At 55.5% G+C, this 14,700-nt stretch carries 13 protein-coding genes; 8 read left to right on the forward strand and 5 right to left on the reverse strand.

Annotated elements, in window-relative coordinates:
• Window positions 1–7 precede the first annotated feature (7 nt).
• The 3 genes from MRBBS_RS00470 (at window position 8) to MRBBS_RS00480 (ending at window position 5,279) form a co-directional block, all read left to right on the forward strand.
• Complete coding sequence (locus MRBBS_RS00470) at window positions 8–787, forward strand: 3-hydroxybutyrate dehydrogenase (RefSeq protein WP_014869423.1); 780 nt, start codon at window positions 8–10, stop codon at window positions 785–787.
• A gap of 16 nt (window positions 788–803) precedes the next feature.
• Window positions 804–2,810 carry an acetoacetate--CoA ligase gene (locus MRBBS_RS00475; RefSeq protein WP_014869424.1) on the forward strand — a complete coding sequence of 669 codons (2,007 nt, stop codon included), beginning with the start codon at window positions 804–806 and terminating at the stop codon, window positions 2,808–2,810.
• Between the two features lie 228 nt (window positions 2,811–3,038).
• Window positions 3,039–5,279 (forward strand): NADP-dependent isocitrate dehydrogenase, encoded by a 2,241-nt coding sequence (locus MRBBS_RS00480; protein ID WP_014869425.1) that lies wholly within the window; start codon window positions 3,039–3,041, stop codon window positions 5,277–5,279.
• Window positions 5,280–5,396: 117 nt separating this feature from the next.
• On the opposite strand, the gene ybaK is transcribed toward MRBBS_RS00480, so the two are convergent.
• Window positions 5,397–5,867, reverse strand: a complete 471-nt coding sequence (gene ybaK, locus MRBBS_RS00485; protein ID WP_014869426.1) for a Cys-tRNA(Pro) deacylase — start codon at window positions 5,865–5,867, stop codon at window positions 5,397–5,399.
• 461 nt (window positions 5,868–6,328) lie between these two features.
• On the opposite strand from ybaK, the gene MRBBS_RS00490 reads away from it, so the two are divergent.
• The 3 genes from MRBBS_RS00490 (at window position 6,329) to MRBBS_RS00500 (ending at window position 9,164) form a co-directional block, all read left to right on the forward strand.
• Complete coding sequence (locus MRBBS_RS00490; protein ID WP_014869428.1) at window positions 6,329–6,730, forward strand: PA2779 family protein; 402 nt, start codon at window positions 6,329–6,331, stop codon at window positions 6,728–6,730.
• Between the two features lie 10 nt (window positions 6,731–6,740).
• Complete coding sequence (locus MRBBS_RS00495) at window positions 6,741–7,709, forward strand: PA2778 family cysteine peptidase (RefSeq protein ID WP_014869429.1); 969 nt, start codon at window positions 6,741–6,743, stop codon at window positions 7,707–7,709.
• A gap of 156 nt (window positions 7,710–7,865) precedes the next feature.
• Complete coding sequence (locus MRBBS_RS00500; protein WP_014869430.1) at window positions 7,866–9,164, forward strand: serine hydrolase domain-containing protein; 1,299 nt, start codon at window positions 7,866–7,868, stop codon at window positions 9,162–9,164.
• A gap of 24 nt (window positions 9,165–9,188) precedes the next feature.
• Here MRBBS_RS00500 and MRBBS_RS00505 read toward each other — a convergent pair whose 3' ends face one another.
• The gene (locus MRBBS_RS00505) at window positions 9,189–9,533 is read right to left on the reverse strand and encodes a hypothetical protein (RefSeq protein WP_014869431.1); all 345 of its coding nucleotides are present in this window, start codon (window positions 9,531–9,533) and stop codon (window positions 9,189–9,191) included.
• Between the two features lie 487 nt (window positions 9,534–10,020).
• On the reverse strand, window positions 10,021–10,428 hold the full coding sequence (locus MRBBS_RS00510; RefSeq protein ID WP_227497549.1) for a hypothetical protein: 408 nt from the start codon (window positions 10,426–10,428) through the stop codon (window positions 10,021–10,023).
• Between the two features lie 220 nt (window positions 10,429–10,648).
• Between MRBBS_RS00510 and queC the strand changes: the two genes are divergently transcribed.
• Both queC and queE read left to right on the forward strand, forming a co-directional pair.
• A complete protein-coding gene (gene queC, locus MRBBS_RS00515) occupies window positions 10,649–11,317 on the forward strand; it encodes a 7-cyano-7-deazaguanine synthase QueC (RefSeq protein WP_014869434.1) in 669 nt (222 codons plus the stop codon).
• Window positions 11,317–11,973: a 7-carboxy-7-deazaguanine synthase gene (gene queE / locus MRBBS_RS00520; protein ID WP_014869435.1), complete on the forward strand. Its 657-nt coding sequence runs from the start codon at window positions 11,317–11,319 to the stop codon at window positions 11,971–11,973. The genes queC and queE overlap by 1 nt, the downstream gene beginning before the upstream one ends.
• Before the next feature lie 9 nt (window positions 11,974–11,982).
• On the opposite strand, the gene MRBBS_RS00525 is transcribed toward queE, so the two are convergent.
• Together MRBBS_RS00525 and MRBBS_RS00530 are read right to left on the reverse strand one after the other, a co-directional pair.
• On the reverse strand, window positions 11,983–13,689 hold the full coding sequence (locus MRBBS_RS00525) for an ExeM/NucH family extracellular endonuclease (protein WP_014869436.1): 1,707 nt from the start codon (window positions 13,687–13,689) through the stop codon (window positions 11,983–11,985).
• Between the two features lie 87 nt (window positions 13,690–13,776).
• Complete coding sequence (locus MRBBS_RS00530; protein ID WP_014869437.1) at window positions 13,777–14,679, reverse strand: helix-turn-helix transcriptional regulator; 903 nt, start codon at window positions 14,677–14,679, stop codon at window positions 13,777–13,779.
• Between the last annotated feature and the right edge of the window lie 21 nt (window positions 14,680–14,700).

The following is a 14,700-nucleotide window of genomic DNA, read 5'->3' on the forward strand; positions in this document are numbered from 1 at the left end:
GATAATAATGCGTCTAGAAAACCGAATAGCCCTGATTACCGGGGCAGGTCGCGGCATCGGCCGGGCAGTCGCCGAGCACTATGGCCGTGAAGGTGCCCGTGTAGCGGTAGCCGACTTGGACTACAGCACCGCGCAGGAGGTTGCCGAACATATCAACAGCGCCGGTGGAAGCGCCATGGCACTGGCCATGGATGTTACAGACGAACAGGCGGTGGAGCGGGGCGTTAACTCGGTGGTCGAAGCTTGGGGTGGTCTGGATATTGTGCTGGCCAATGCCGGTATACAGCACATCGCGCCACTGGATCAGCTGAGTTTTAATCACTGGCGTCAGGTGATGAGCGTGCATCTGGACGGCGCTTTCCTGCTGACCCGGTCAGCCCTGCAAACCATGTACGCCAAAGGTGGCGGCACAATCCTGTATATGGGCTCGGTCCACTCGCTGGAAGCGTCGCCATTAAAAGCACCTTATGTGGCGGCTAAACACGGCATGCTGGGCTTGTGCCGTGCGGTAGCCAAAGAAGGCGCTGAACACGGTGTGCGCAGCAACATTATCTGTCCCGGATTTGTGCGCACCCCGCTGGTGGACAAACAGATTCCCGAGCAAGCGCAGGCTTTGGGTATATCTGAGGAAGATGTGATCTCTAAAGTAATGTTGAAAAACACCGTAGACGGAGAATTCACCACTCTGGCGGACGTGTCAGAACTTGCCGTATACCTGGCGGCTTTCCCGTCAGCAGCGCTGACGGGGCAATCGATAGTGGTCAGCCACGGCTGGCACATGCAGTAAGAAAACGGAGTAACGGATGAATAGCAACGAACAATCCCCGGTAGTCTGGTCGCCTTCTGACACAGTCCTTAAAGACAGCCAGATGGGGCGCTTTCAACACTGGCTGGAAGACCTGGGTTACGGCCCTTTTGCGGACTACCACGAACTGCATGAATGGTCGGTGAGCGACCTTGAAGGCTTCTGGAAAGCTGTTTGGGATTACTGCGGATTGGTCAGCCACACGCCTGCGCAAAAGATATTGGGTAAACGTGACATGCCCGGCGCTGAATGGTTTCCGGGTATGACTCTGAACTTTGCCGCCAACCTGCTACGCCACGCTGAAGGCGAACAGGCTAACAGCGAAGCCATTGTTGCTTACTGTGAAACCCGCCCGGTATTGCGCCGCACCTATACCGAATTGCGCGCCGACGTGGGCGCTCTGGAAGCTTACCTAAGCAGCCAGGGCGTTATCAAAGGTGACAGGGTTGCCGGTATTGTCACCAACGGCTACGAAGCCATGGTGGGCATGCTGGCGGCCACCAGTATGGGTGCGGTCTGGAGTTCAGCGTCACCGGACTTCGGCATTGGCGCCATTCTGGACCGCTTTGGCCAGATTGAACCCACCGCGCTGGTTGCCGTAAACGGCTACGGCTACGGTGGCAAAGTATTCCAGCGTCAGCAAGAATTCGCCCAATTGATTAGCGGCCTGCCCTCGTTGAAATGCGTCGTCAGCGTACCACAGCTACCGGACGCCCCGGCCATCGACAGCCCTTTGGTCAGCGACTGGCAAGACGCCATTGCAGCCGGCGCAGGCACCCCGCCGTCGTTCACCCCAGTGGCCCCGGATCACCCTGTGTATATCCTCTATTCCTCTGGTACCACCGGCAAACCCAAGTGCATCGTACACGGCACCGCTGGCCTGCTGGTCAACCACGCGAAAGAATTGATGTTGCACGGCGATGTCGGCAGCGGCGACCGCTTCATGTACTTCACCACCTGTGGCTGGATGATGTGGAACTGGCAGGCATCTGCCCTGCTGACCGGCGCGGCGGTGATCACCATAGACGGCTCTCCGGGCTATCCCAGCCTGAACATGCTGTGGCAAACCGTAGCCGATGAAAAAGTCAGCCACTTCGGCACCAGCGCGAGATTCCTGGCCGGTTGTCGTAAAGACGGCATGACCCCGGATAAAGAGCTGGATTTGAGCGTTCTCAGAGTCGTTTTCTCAACCGGCTCGCCGCTGCTGCCAGAAGACTACGACTGGATGTACACAGACGGCGCACCGAATGCCCTGTTAGGCTCCATCGCCGGCGGCACTGACATCTGCGGCTGCTTTGTAGGCTCCACACCCTTGTTACCTGTACGCCGCGGCGAAATACAGTGCCGCTTCCTGGGCGTAGACGCTGTCGCCTTTGACGACAACGGCCAATCTGTCAGCTCCGGCCGCGGTGAGCTGGTGTGCCGCCAGCCCCTGCCGTCCATGCCCGTCAGCTTCTGGGACGACCCAGACGGCGAACGCTACCGTAATGCCTACTTCGACACCTTCGCCGAATCCGCCCCTGGCGTATGGGCCCACGGCGACTTTATCGAATTCACCGAACACGGCGGCGCCATTATCTACGGCCGTTCCGACGCCACCCTGAATCCCGGAGGCGTTCGCATCGGTACCGCCGAAATTTACCGCCAGGTTGAAACCGAAGCCGCTATAAAAGATAGCCTGGTGGTTGGTCGTCAAATCGAAGGCGACGTAGAAGTGGTATTGCTGGTCGTACTGGCCGATGGTGAAACCCTGAGCGACGGGCTGCTCAAGCGCTTGAAAACCCAAATTCGCAAAGGCGCCAGCCCTCGCCACGTACCCCACCACATCATCCCGGTACCAGACATCCCCTACACTCGCAGCGGTAAAAAAGTAGAACTTGCCGTAGCCCGCCTCATCAACGGCTCTGCCCGCAGCGACAACCGCGACGCGCTTGCCAATCCGGAAGCACTGGACGCTATTCAGGCGCGTTTGCAGAAAGCAGGCTTGTTGCCAAAAGAAGGTTAAACAGGGTTTAGTCGAAAGAACGAAGAGTCTTGGTGGGGCTTGCTCTCATCAAGGCGATACCACCAAATCCCGTCCTCATACTAAGATCTTAGCCGCAATTCACCAAAAAATGTTATCTTAGTGAGTCAAATAAAAACTACCCACCAGTCACAGCCAAAGCCAGAGGTGCCAAGCACAACTGCCAGCCGTGACCGTCCTGAATCCAACCTTTATAGCTCGAGGACGAACATGTCAGAGTCAATAACCAAAATTATCTACACACTGACCGACGAAGCGCCAGCGCTTGCCACCCGGTCACTGCTGCCGATCTTGAAGACCTACGCCAAGCCGGCTGGCATTCATTTTGAAACCAGCGATATTTCATTGGCGGCCCGTATCCTGGCCAACTTCCCGGACTACCTCGCAGAAGACCAGCGCGTGCCCGATGCTTTGGCCGAACTGGGTGAATACACCAAAGATCCTAACGCCAACATCATTAAATTGCCGAACATTTCCGCCTCTATCCCGCAGCTGCGCTCTGCCATCAAAGAGTTGAACAAGCAGGGTTATAAGGTCCCGGAATATGAAGAAAATCCCCAGACTGACGAAGAAAAAGATGTCACCTCCCGTTATAGCAAAGTACTGGGCAGCGCTGTAAACCCGGTATTGCGTGAGGGCAACTCTGACCGCCGTGCTCCTGCCGCGGTAAAAGCCTTTGCCCGCAAATACCCGCACTCCATGGGCGAGTGGAGCCCTGCATCGCGCACCCACGTAGCGCACATGAAAGGCGGCGACTTCTACTCTTCAGAGCAGTCCGTCACTCTGGACAAGGCTACCAACAGCCGCATCGTGTTCGAGAATAAGAAAGGCGAACAGACCGTGCTGAAAGCCGAACTGCCGCTGCTGGACGGCGAAGTGGTCGACGGCATGAACATGAGTAAAAAAGCGCTGTGTGCATTCTTCGAAGCGGCTATTAAAGACTGTGAAGACACCGGCGTGATGTTTTCTCTGCATGTTAAAGCCACCATGATGAAAATTTCCCACCCGATCGTGTTTGGTCATGCGGTGAAGATTTACTACAAAGAACTGTTTGACCAGTTTGGCGACTTGTTCGACGAGATCGGCGTAAACCCGAACAACGGTTTGTCATCTGTGCTCGAGAAAATCAAGCTACTACCAGAGTCGAAGCAGGAAGAAATTCAGGAAGCATTGCACAAAACCTACGAGCATCGTCCGGAAATCGCTATGGTGGACTCGGTCAAAGGTATCACCAACCTGCACATGCCCAGTGACATTATCGTAGACGCCTCCATGCCTGCGATGATCCGCAACTCCGGCAAAATGTGGGCCCGTGATGGCAAGCTGAAAGACACCAAAGCGGTAATGCCAGAGTCGACTTACGCCACTATTTACCAGGAAGCCATCAACTTTTGTAAAACCAACGGCGCGTTTGACCCCACTACCATGGGCACCGTACCAAACGTGGGTCTGATGGCGCAGAAGGCCGAAGAGTACGGCTCACACGACAAGACGTTTGAAATTAAAGAAGACGGCATTATTCGGGTGATCGCCGAAGACGGCACCGTACTGACCGAGCACAACGTGGAAACCGGCGACATCTGGCGCGCATGCCAGACTAAAGACCTGCCCATTCGCGACTGGGTCAAACTGGCCGTTAATCGTGCCCGGGCCACCGGCATGCCGGCTGTGTTCTGGCTGGACGACGAGCGTGCCCACGACGCCCAGTTGATCAAGAAAGTAAACACTTACCTGAAAGACCACGACACCGATGGTCTGGACATCCGCATCATGTCGCCGGTACGTGCTATTCGCTGGACCATGGAGCGCCTGATTCGCAGCCTGGATACCATTTCGGTAACCGGCAACGTATTGCGTGACTACCTGACGGACCTGTTCCCGATTCTGGAGTTGGGCACCAGCGCCAAAATGCTGTCCATCGTACCGCTGCTGAACGGCGGTGGTCTGTACGAAACCGGTGCTGGCGGTTCTGCGCCGAAGCACGTGCAGCAACTGGTCGAAGAAAACCACCTGCGCTGGGACTCATTGGGTGAGTTCCTGGCCATCGCGGTATCGCTGGACGAGCTGGGTGCAAAGCACAATAACCACCGTGCACGTCTGCTGGGTCAGACCTTGGACAAAGCCACCGAGACACTGCTGGAAAACAACCAGTCACCGTCGCGCTCTACCGGCGAACTGGACAACCGTGGCAGCCACTTCCACCTGGCTTATTACTGGGCACAGGAACTGGCTGCTCAGGACGAAGATAAGGAACTGAAATCCTTCTTCGCCAAGCTGGCTGAAAAGCTGGGAGCCCAAAAAGACAAGATCCTTGAAGAGCTGACAGCGATTCAGGGCAAAGCAGTGGATCTGGGAGGCTACTTTCACGCGCCTGCTGGCAGAGTAACCGAAGTCATGCAGCCCAGTGCAACGCTAAACAAGCTGATGGAAGAAGCCCTCGCCTCGGCTTAACACCCTTGGTGTGGCAGCGGCCCGGTAAATAACCCGAGCCGCTGAATTGAAAAACCCGCAAAACGGTCACCGTCTTGCGGGTTTTTTGTGTGGAGATTTTACCCAGTCAGTCGGGCATCACTCCAGGCGCAACGCCACAAAGCGCCCCCGAGTGAGCGTGGCGAGGTCTGCCGGCGCCAGCTCAATTTCAAGCCCCCGCCGACCGGCGCTGACATGAATCCGTTCGAACAGCCGGGCTGACTCGTCAATGAACGTCGTCAGCGTCCGTTTTTGCCCCAGCGGGCTAACCCCACCCAGAACATAACCGCTGCTGCGCTGCACTTGCTGCTTGTCTGCCATGATGGCTTTTTTGCCGCTCGCTGCTTTGGCAATCAGCTTCATACTGAGCATGGCATTTACCGGTACAATGGCTACCACCAGGGTCTTTACATCCACCGCGACCACCAGAGTCTTGAACACGCAAGCTGGGTTCAGCCCAAGCTTCTCCGCAGCTTCAGTGCCATAGCCAATGCTGGCAGGGTCGTGTTGATACTGATGAAGTTGGTGTTCAATGCCCGCCTCCCGGGCGACATCAATAGCAGGAGTCATGCTGGTTCCGGTGGGATTTTCGCGTTGCTTCCATTATCCGATCTGTTTATTGTCAGAACTCTCTATTATCAAGGCAATCTATTATTAAGACGGCCTAATTACCCAGCACATTGGTGTCACCTTTTTTTGATTTTTTAGCCGCTTTCTTTTCTTTTGCGGTCAAAAGCGGTTTCTTTTTATCAGCTTTTTTACTGTCTTGTCCTTTGCTCATGTCTGTTGCCTCTAGCCACAACTGATTGACCCAAAATTCAGTATGGCCCCAATTACGAATAACTGGAAGCACAGAACTCGGTGGTGAAGTAAGATCCGAATAGGTGACCACATCAAGACCCTAACCGGAAGCTCGTTGGCTATCTTTTCAGTCGGCCCTCCTGTGCGTGAAAGCCAGTTGCGGCTACACTGATGTATTAAGTGATCCAACAATATACCCCCAAACATTAGAAGAACCTGAGGAACAACCCATGCAGGCAATCAGAGGCTACATGCAATCTATTTCAGGCATCATGGCGATGGTTATGATGTTGGCATCAATGTGGGCAATACCCGCTTCTGCCAGCATTGTCGGCACCGGCGAATTACTAACAGAACAGCGTGCCGATATTGACCGCCAGGCCCTGATGGAGATGCTGGATCGCGATGATGTAAAAGGTACTTTGGCCAGTATGGGGGTCGGGGAGCAGGAAGTGCGTGACCGCATTCAAAGTCTGACACCTTCTGAGCTGGGGGACTTCAAACAACAGCTGGTCGCGGCTCCGGCCGGTGAAGGCGTTGTCGGTATCGTCGTGTTGTTTCTGCTGGTGTTCATCATCACCGATATGCTTTGCGCCACCGATATCTTCCCGTTCGTCAAGTGCTTGCGGTAATGACCTCAGCATGTTCGATTTTTTGTTGAAACCAAGCAGGCTACTCACGGCCGCATTCCTGGGGGTTCTGCTCTCAGGTTGCGCCAGCCGGCCTCAGTGGCCAACCGGCTTCGAAAGCGCTGAGCTTACGGACGTGCGATTTCATCCTCAGGAACAGTATCAGTGTGGCCCCGCTTCGTTGGCGATGATGCTAAATGCACAGGGCGTGAGTGCCACCCCTGATGAGTTGATTGACCGGGTGTACCTGCCAGAGCGCCAGGGAGCGTTGCAGGTTGAAATGGTTGCTGCTGCGCGCCAATACGGCATGCTGGTGTACCCGCTGGATCCCGACCTAACCAGCGTCTTGACCGAAGTGAGTGCGGGCCACCCGGTGCTGGTGTTGCAAAACCTGCGTTTCAACTGGTGGCCGCAGTGGCACTTTGCCGTGGTTATCGGATTTGATAGTGCCCGGGAAGCGCTGATTCTTCACACCGGAACGAAACGAGGCTACCGGCAGAAGGTCTCCGTTTTCATGGCGACCTGGGATCGCTCAGGCCGATGGGCCCGAATAATAGTGCCGCCGGGCCAAATTCCGGTAACGGCACAGCCGCTGCCTTACCTGATGGCCGCGCACGATCTGGAAGCCACACAGCAACCTGTTGCAGCGGAATCTGCCTATCTGGCCGCGGCAAAAGCCTGGCCGGATCAGCCCGCTGCGTTATTGGGGCTGGGTAACATCGCCTATCAGCAAGGCCGGTGGGCTGTGGCAGCCGAACACTATCAGGCCATGACTTATCGGTTTCCAGACATTGCATCAGGTTGGAACAACCTCGCTGAAGCGCAGCTGAAGCAAGGTTGTACCGAGGCGGCTGAGGCGGCCTCGATCACCGCGAACCGGTTAGCCCCAGACCGTTTTTTTGTGATCACCCCGGAATCGTTGGCCCCCAAGTCATCGGATGTCAGCATGACCCGCAATTGCCCGGCACCGTCAGCGTATTAAAAGAAGTTTCACGCTTGGGGTTGTGCGCCAGGATTCTTTTGCACAGCGCCATCTGCTCGGTTGTAATAATTGGTGTATTTTGGGCTAGGCCGTATAACAATTTAATCCACGCGATAAGCGCGTAACTATGGCGCCGTGCGCTCATGGAGAAATAACATGCTCAGCCCCATCAACGCTCTCACTCGCCGCGCCCTTCACACGTGCAGAGTGCCCAAGGATCTTGCCAGCGTTACCTGCCGTGATACGGCCGGGGAAAATCCTGTGTCTGCAGGGTTGCGACCAGAGTCGGTGGATGCGGTATGGCGCAGTGTTGAGAGTCTTTACCGCACCGGCGTGCATCCGGGTATCCAGATTTCACTGCGTTACCGGGGCGAGTCTGTGCTGCATCGCGCTATCGGTCATGCCCGGGGTAACGGCCCGGACGACAGCGTTGATACGCCGCGGGTAGCGATGACAACAGACACACCGGTCTGTTATTTCTCCGCGTCGAAAGCGGTGACGGCCTTTTTGATTCACCTGCTAGCCGAGCAGGGGTTGGTCAACCTTATGGACCCGGTAGCCTATTACTGCCCGGAATTTGCCGACAACGGTAAGCGCACCATCACCTTGCATCAGATACTGTCCCATCGCGGCGGTATTCCGGCGATTCCTGGTGACACGCCAACTGAGGTACTTTGGAATCCGGAAGAAATCTGGCGCCTGCTGTGTGAGGAGCGCGCAGTGCAGGTAAACGGCTCAAAAGTCTTTTATCATGCTATTACCGGCGGTTTTGTGCTGCAGCGTGTTCTCGAAACCGTAACTGGTCTGACGATTCAGCAGTATCTGGACCGTTATATTCGCAAGCCCATGGGGATGACCTGGTTTACCTATGGCGTCGCAGCGGCAGATTTGAATGTGCCGGCGGCTAACTATGCTACTGGCCCGCGGCCTACCTGGCCGGTATCGCGGGTTGTAAAGCGGGCGTTGGGTGGCGATATCAAATCTGTAGAAGCGGTGACGAATGACCCCCGCTTCCAGCAGGCGGTGATACCCGCCGGCAATCTGTATGGCACCGCCGAGGAAATGGGGCGGTTTTTCCAGATGATGCTCAATGGTGGTGTGTGGGGTGGCAAGCGCATCTGCAGTGAGATTACGGTGCAGCGTGCAATTCAGCAGTTCGGGTCGCTGCAGCTCGATCGCACTCTTATGCTGCCTATGCGCTTCAGTGCCGGGATGATGCTGGGGGGCGATCCGGTAGGAGTCTGGGGGCCAAACACCCGTTATGCGTTTGGCCACGTGGGGCTCATCAATAAATTTTGTTGGGCAGATTCGGCGCGGGATATTTCAGTGAGCCTACTGACCACCGGTTTCCCGATTGTGGGCCATCATTTACCGGCGCTGGGGAAATTTCTGTACAACGTCAGTACAGCGTTTCCACAATTGCCTGAAGGCCAGCGGGTGCATGTTGGCGTGTAATTTACGGTTGTTTCAGACAGTAGACTAAAGCGTGCGCAGCTGGTCTTCCAGAATGCCCAGTACAGAAGAAAGAATGTCGCGAAAGTCGGTCAGGGTCTGCGTGCGCTGGATGATCAGTTCGCGGGCTTCGTCCAGGCTCTCAAGTTTCGGCACGATGCGGCGAATGCCTTCGGTAATCACTTCGTAAGGGTAGTGGTGGTCTTGAATGCTGAGCTTGTTCAGCTCGGCCACTTCCTGGCTGAAAATACTGATGATGTCGTACAGCATGTCTTTGTGAACGATGCAGCTGGCTTCCCAATAGGCGTCGTCCAACAGTTCCAGTAACGACTGGTACTCGCGCAAGGTATCGGTAACAGATGTTTGCGGCATAGCTCGGGCTCGGCAACGGTGATGAATCAGAACACAACCGTATAATTATAGCAGCCGCTGCCGGGCCAAGGGCGTAAATTATGACCCACTCTGGCCAGCATGCCATTGAAGACCCAGCCACGCTCGTACAAACCCAACACAGATGCATACTACCAGATGGCGCTGGCAGTATGGATTGGATTTATCAGGGTTACTGTCATTACAGGTCGTTATCCGTTTTTGGTCGGTGCATGAATCTTAAAGCGTAGTGCATCGCTTGCCCGGGGCTTTGCAGCAGCGCTGGGCAAGCGCAAAAGTCTTGAGGTCTGTGGCAAACCCTTACAGACAGCATTCTGGCTCGCCATCATAATCACTGCTGTCATATTTTACGTTGTGTTATCCACCATGCCGTTGATCAGGTATCGGGCGGATCTCTCCTTTTAGACGCAGCCTTCGGGTTGCGTTTTTTTTTGGAGTTGCTCTGGAGTCTGACACAGGCGCGAAAACGTTAACGGTTAACCCGTTGCCAGGTGTGCGATAGAATCAAGGCGTCGTTTTCGGCCCGGTGCACCGGTAAACCCAGTTCACTGATAACGTGTTGGCGGGCATCAGGCCATAGCTTAACCTGCCGGCTGTTGAGTAGCACGGACACCGATTCCAGCTGAAATTTCGGCTCTATGGCGGCCGCGCGAAATAACCGATGCAGCCAGAAGCTGTCGAAAGTGAAGGCATCACAGAACACCTGTTCCGGCAGCAGGCGGTTTAGGGCAAGCGCTACGGTTAACACATCGTTGCCGTTCTGGGTCAGTTCATCGCGTTCAATGCCGTGAATCTGCTCTGCGCTTTCTGACCAGTCCAGCCAGGCCTCACAGGGTTTTATTAGCCAGCTATGCAGGTATTTTCCATTCAGGCACAAGCCAGCCTCAATAGGATAGCTTGCGATAAGATCAAGGCTGGACGCTTCGAAATCGATAAAGGCTGGAATCTGGTTACTTATAACGTCACCTGTTATAGCTGGAATGCATTTGTACGTGAGTTTACCTTGCCGCCAGTGTATGTGCGAACCCAACCTGCCGGCAGGCTGTTACAATAAAGCCTATTAAAGCACATCGACCGCCCACCTAACGGACGCCTGAATGACTGACACCGTGGTTGTAATTTATTCCGGAGGCATGGATTCCTTCACGTTATTGCACAAGGCGCGTGCTGATGGCTTGAACGTTCATGCCCTATCTTTCAACTATGGCCAGCGTCATGTGCGCGAACTTGACTGTGCCCAAGAGGTTTGCCAGCAGCTGGGTATACCACACAAAGTGATTGATATCCGCGCCATGAGCGACGTAATGGCCGGCTCTGCGTTAACGTCTGAAACCATTGACGTGCCTGAAGGGGATTACCAGGAAGGCGCTATGAAATCTACCGTGGTGCCCAATCGCAATATGATCTTGCTGGCACTGGCCACCGGCTATGCCGTCACTGTAGAAGCCAGCGCCGTATGGTTCGGCGCCCACGGTGGCGACCACGCGATTTACCCGGATTGCCGTCCTGAGTTTGTGGAAAAAATGGACGCAGTTTGTAAGGTTGCAAACTATCAGCCGATAGCGGTGGACGCGCCGTTTATGCACTTCACTAAAGGCGACATTCTGGCCCTCGGTTTACAGTTGAACCTGGATTACCGCCATACCTGGACCTGTTACAACGGCCGTAGCAAAGCCTGTGGCCGTTGCAGTTCCTGTGTGGAACGCTTACAGGCGTTTGCCGAGCATCAGCAACAGGACCCTGTTGCCTACGAGGTGCAATACTGATGTACCGGGTAAAAGAAGCGTTTTATACACTACAGGGCGAAGGTGCCCAGGCCGGCCGCGCAGCGGTTTTCTGCCGCTTTAGTAAATGCAATTTGTGGACTGGCCGGGAAAAAGACCGTGCCACATCAGTGTGTAACTTTTGCGACACCGACTTTGTCGGTACCGACGGCCAGAATGGCGGCGTTTTTGCGACGCCTGAGGCCTTGGCAGCGCATATCGCGGGGTTGTGGCCGGTGGCACCTGGCAAGCCCTATGTGGTGTGCACTGGTGGCGAGCCGCTGCTGCAGCTAGACTCTCCATTAATTAATGCCCTGCACCAAGCCGGATTCGAAATTGGCGTTGAAACCAATGGTACCCTGCCGGCGCCTGCCGGCATCGACTGGCTCTGCGTGAGCCCGAAGGCGGATGCGCCAGTGGTCATTGAACGCTGCAACGAACTTAAGCTGGTGTACCCACAGCCAAAAGCCACGCCCGAGCGTTTTTTGCACATACAGGCCGATCATTTCTTTTTGTCGCCCATGGCCTCGCCGTCGGTGCCGGAAACCAGCACGGATGTAATCAAGCAGAGTAATACGCGTAAGGCGACTGATTACTGTCTGGCAAATCCACGCTGGCGCCTGACGTTGCAGATGCACAAAATTATCGGTATCGATTGAGCGTGGGCTTTACAGCTTTATATCGGTAATCAACGGGTTGTGGTCGGAAGAACGCCAAGGCTGCGGGCTTGAATGGCTGCGGTAATCCGCCATTCGGGGTTGATCTGCGTTGATATTCCACACCTTTGCCGACAGCACCCACGGTTTTAACGCCGCGGAAGCCAAGGCGTGATCCAGTGACCCCCGAGCCCCTTTAAAGCGATAACTGTAGTGTTCACAGCGCACCGGCGTGCACGGATGGAAGTGCGCGACCATGCTGGTGTATCCCGCGCGGGCCAGTTCACTGATCGGCTGTTCTTTGCTGTAGCTGTTGAAATCGCCGGTGATCAGGGTGCCCGCCAAGGCGTTACCTCTGTCTAGTTGGCCCAGCTGCTGATGCAGTGTTTTTGCCTGTTTTACTCTTACAGCGGTGTAGCAACCCTGGCCATCGTTCTGTTGTGCGTTGTCGCCCTTGGCGTTGCGGCAAGATTTTGATTTCAGGTGCACGCTCACCAGTCTGAGCGGAAGGCCGCCGCTTTTCAGGGCAAAACGCTGGGTTAGCGAGGGGCGTCCGCCGTCGCCCAACAGATACTGCGCTGGCCCAATCGCGTTTACTCGATCTGCGCGGTATAGCAAACCGTTGCGGATGGCGTCTCTTTGCATAGCCGGGTTAACCGGCACCACAAAGCGCCAGTGTGGCCCAAGACTGGCGGCTAACTGGGCGATGGTGCTGTTGCTGCCGTAGCCATCGTTTTCCAGTTCAGACAGCGCCAGCAAATCGGCACCCGCCTGATTTAGGCCGGTGCTTAGACGTTGTAGTTGGCGCTTGTACTGAGCCTCGGTTTTTGCCCCACGGCTGGTTGGAAAACCTTGGCCGCGGCCATCACCGTTGAACAGGTTATGCAGATTCAGGGTCATAACCCTCAGATTCGCGCTTGTTGGCCTCGCCGGCGCCGGGTCAGGCAGTGGAGGTGGTTTCAGGCTGGGTATCTGATCAGGCTGAAGGCGCCACGCGCCGTAGCGGTAATCCAATACGCCGGTCAGGCCGCGAACCTGGGTGCCGGCCACCAGGCTGGACGCGGCTGAACCCGGCTGTGTGGCGTTGTAGATTGGTAGCCAGTTCAGTGAGAGCGGGTTGCGTCGCGCGTTGCCATCATCAAGAACCAGTGTGTTCACGGAAACCAGCTTGGCGTGGCGTAGGGCCGCTGTTCCGGGAACCATGAACTCGGTCGATATCAGCGGGTCTTTGGCTGCCAACGATACGTCACCAAAGCGCGTTAGCTGATGGCTGTCGGTAATCGTGAGCGGGCCGTTAATGCGAACGCGCATGTTCTCCAAGTTTTCAGGCGCTCTTGTCCAAGGCAAAGACATTTCCACCGGGGCTGGAAGTACCTGGGTGCCGCACACCTGTAAATCACTTACCGCAACCAGCTCTGTAAGCCCGTAGTGTTCTTTGACTTTGCCGGTAACGCGAAGGCGTTGGCCCAAGCGGCCTTCTTTATGACGGGTATAAACAAACAGAGCGGAAGAGCGAATAGAGTCTGCAGGCGTATTAGCCTGCTGCAGGTAAAACCCGGAAAATCCGCCGACCTGGCGTGAGTCCTGGGTTAATACGCCTTCAACGGTAACGGTCTGGCCCACCAGCGCCGAGGTGTCTGTACTACCTTGAACCTCAGTAATGACTGTTGCAGGTTGTCCACAGGGATTTGCTGCTGTTAACGCTGGGAATACCAACATTGAACAGCAGAATAAGCGGATAAAAATCGACCGCAGGCGTGTGATCACACGCGGAACTTACGGCACGGTCGAGCGCTTAACTCAATCTTAACCACAGGCGGCGATGGTTTTAAGCGCCTGCTCGCGTTTGCTGCCAAAGCCCAGGCTGTCCGGGTTAATCAGCTCCAGCTGCTGCACCAGCGGGTCAGGATGCTGGGTGTTTATGGTAATGCCCAGCTGCGCCAGAACATAGGGCGCCAGTGCAGCCCGGCTGGTGACCGTTAATTTTCCGTGTTGCATGTCGTAATCGTTAGCAATAATAAGTTGCTGCGGCTGCGACAGGCGCTGGTCTGGCGCCACTTCCAATGTAACCTGGCGATTCCAGTCGTCGTCTTGGGACACACTGTGGCGAACTTTCTGGCGCAACAGTTCAGGCACGCTGCGTAGACGGCTGATGGCAAAGTCACGAAATTCACGATTGGCCTCACACCAGGCGCGAACGTGCCATTGATTACCCGCGCATACAATTGTATGAGGTTCCAATACGCTGTGAATCGCTTCTGGGCGGCTGAGAGATACGTAGCTGGCTTGCAGTTGTCGGCCACCGCGAATTGCACTGATCACAGTGCGCATGGTGGCTGGATCAATCACCCGTCCGGGGCTTGCAACCGAATGGCTGCCGGGTAGCCGCACCTCCAGTGAGGCAAACACACTGCTGAGCTGTTGCTGGCTGGCCACCAGATCTTGGTATTCGCTGATTTCGCCGCGGGTAACCACCGGCTTGAAATGGCTGGCTGGCACGTAGCCTTTCAAGTGACGGTCGTATTCCAAATTACCAGGCGCCAGTTCACGCAGATAGGTGTTAATGTCTTTGGACGCTTGCTGACGGCCAATGCCGAAACTATAACAAATGTGGTTGGTTGTCAGACGACCTTCCCACAACGCAACGGCCTCAATCAGGCGATATCGAACCAATAAGTCCCAACGGATGGGCCATTCTGTCTTTTTCATAACGATTGAACTCACCAATTG

This window comes from Marinobacter sp. BSs20148 (assembly GCF_000283275.1).
GTDB lineage: Bacteria > Pseudomonadota > Gammaproteobacteria > Pseudomonadales > Oleiphilaceae > Marinobacter > Marinobacter psychrophilus.

Coding starts and splice junctions, on each gene's coding strand:
- ybaK (WP_014869426.1), bottom strand. CDS start 5,867: ATGACTCCTGCTATTGATGTCGCCCGGGAGGCGGGCATTGAACACCAA.
- MRBBS_RS00480 (WP_014869425.1), top strand. CDS start 3,039: ATGTCAGAGTCAATAACCAAAATTATCTACACACTGACCGACGAAGCG.
- MRBBS_RS00470 (WP_014869423.1), top strand. CDS start 8: ATGCGTCTAGAAAACCGAATAGCCCTGATTACCGGGGCAGGTCGCGGC.
- queE (WP_014869435.1), top strand. CDS start 11,317: ATGTACCGGGTAAAAGAAGCGTTTTATACACTACAGGGCGAAGGTGCC.
- MRBBS_RS00530 (WP_014869437.1), bottom strand. CDS start 14,679: ATGAAAAAGACAGAATGGCCCATCCGTTGGGACTTATTGGTTCGATAT.
- queC (WP_014869434.1), top strand. CDS start 10,649: ATGACTGACACCGTGGTTGTAATTTATTCCGGAGGCATGGATTCCTTC.
- MRBBS_RS00500 (WP_014869430.1), top strand. CDS start 7,866: ATGCTCAGCCCCATCAACGCTCTCACTCGCCGCGCCCTTCACACGTGC.
- MRBBS_RS00490 (WP_014869428.1), top strand. CDS start 6,329: ATGCAGGCAATCAGAGGCTACATGCAATCTATTTCAGGCATCATGGCG.
- MRBBS_RS00525 (WP_014869436.1), bottom strand. CDS start 13,689: ATGTTGGTATTCCCAGCGTTAACAGCAGCAAATCCCTGTGGACAACCT.
- MRBBS_RS00495 (WP_014869429.1), top strand. CDS start 6,741: ATGTTCGATTTTTTGTTGAAACCAAGCAGGCTACTCACGGCCGCATTC.
- MRBBS_RS00475 (WP_014869424.1), top strand. CDS start 804: ATGAATAGCAACGAACAATCCCCGGTAGTCTGGTCGCCTTCTGACACA.
- MRBBS_RS00505 (WP_014869431.1), bottom strand. CDS start 9,533: ATGCCGCAAACATCTGTTACCGATACCTTGCGCGAGTACCAGTCGTTA.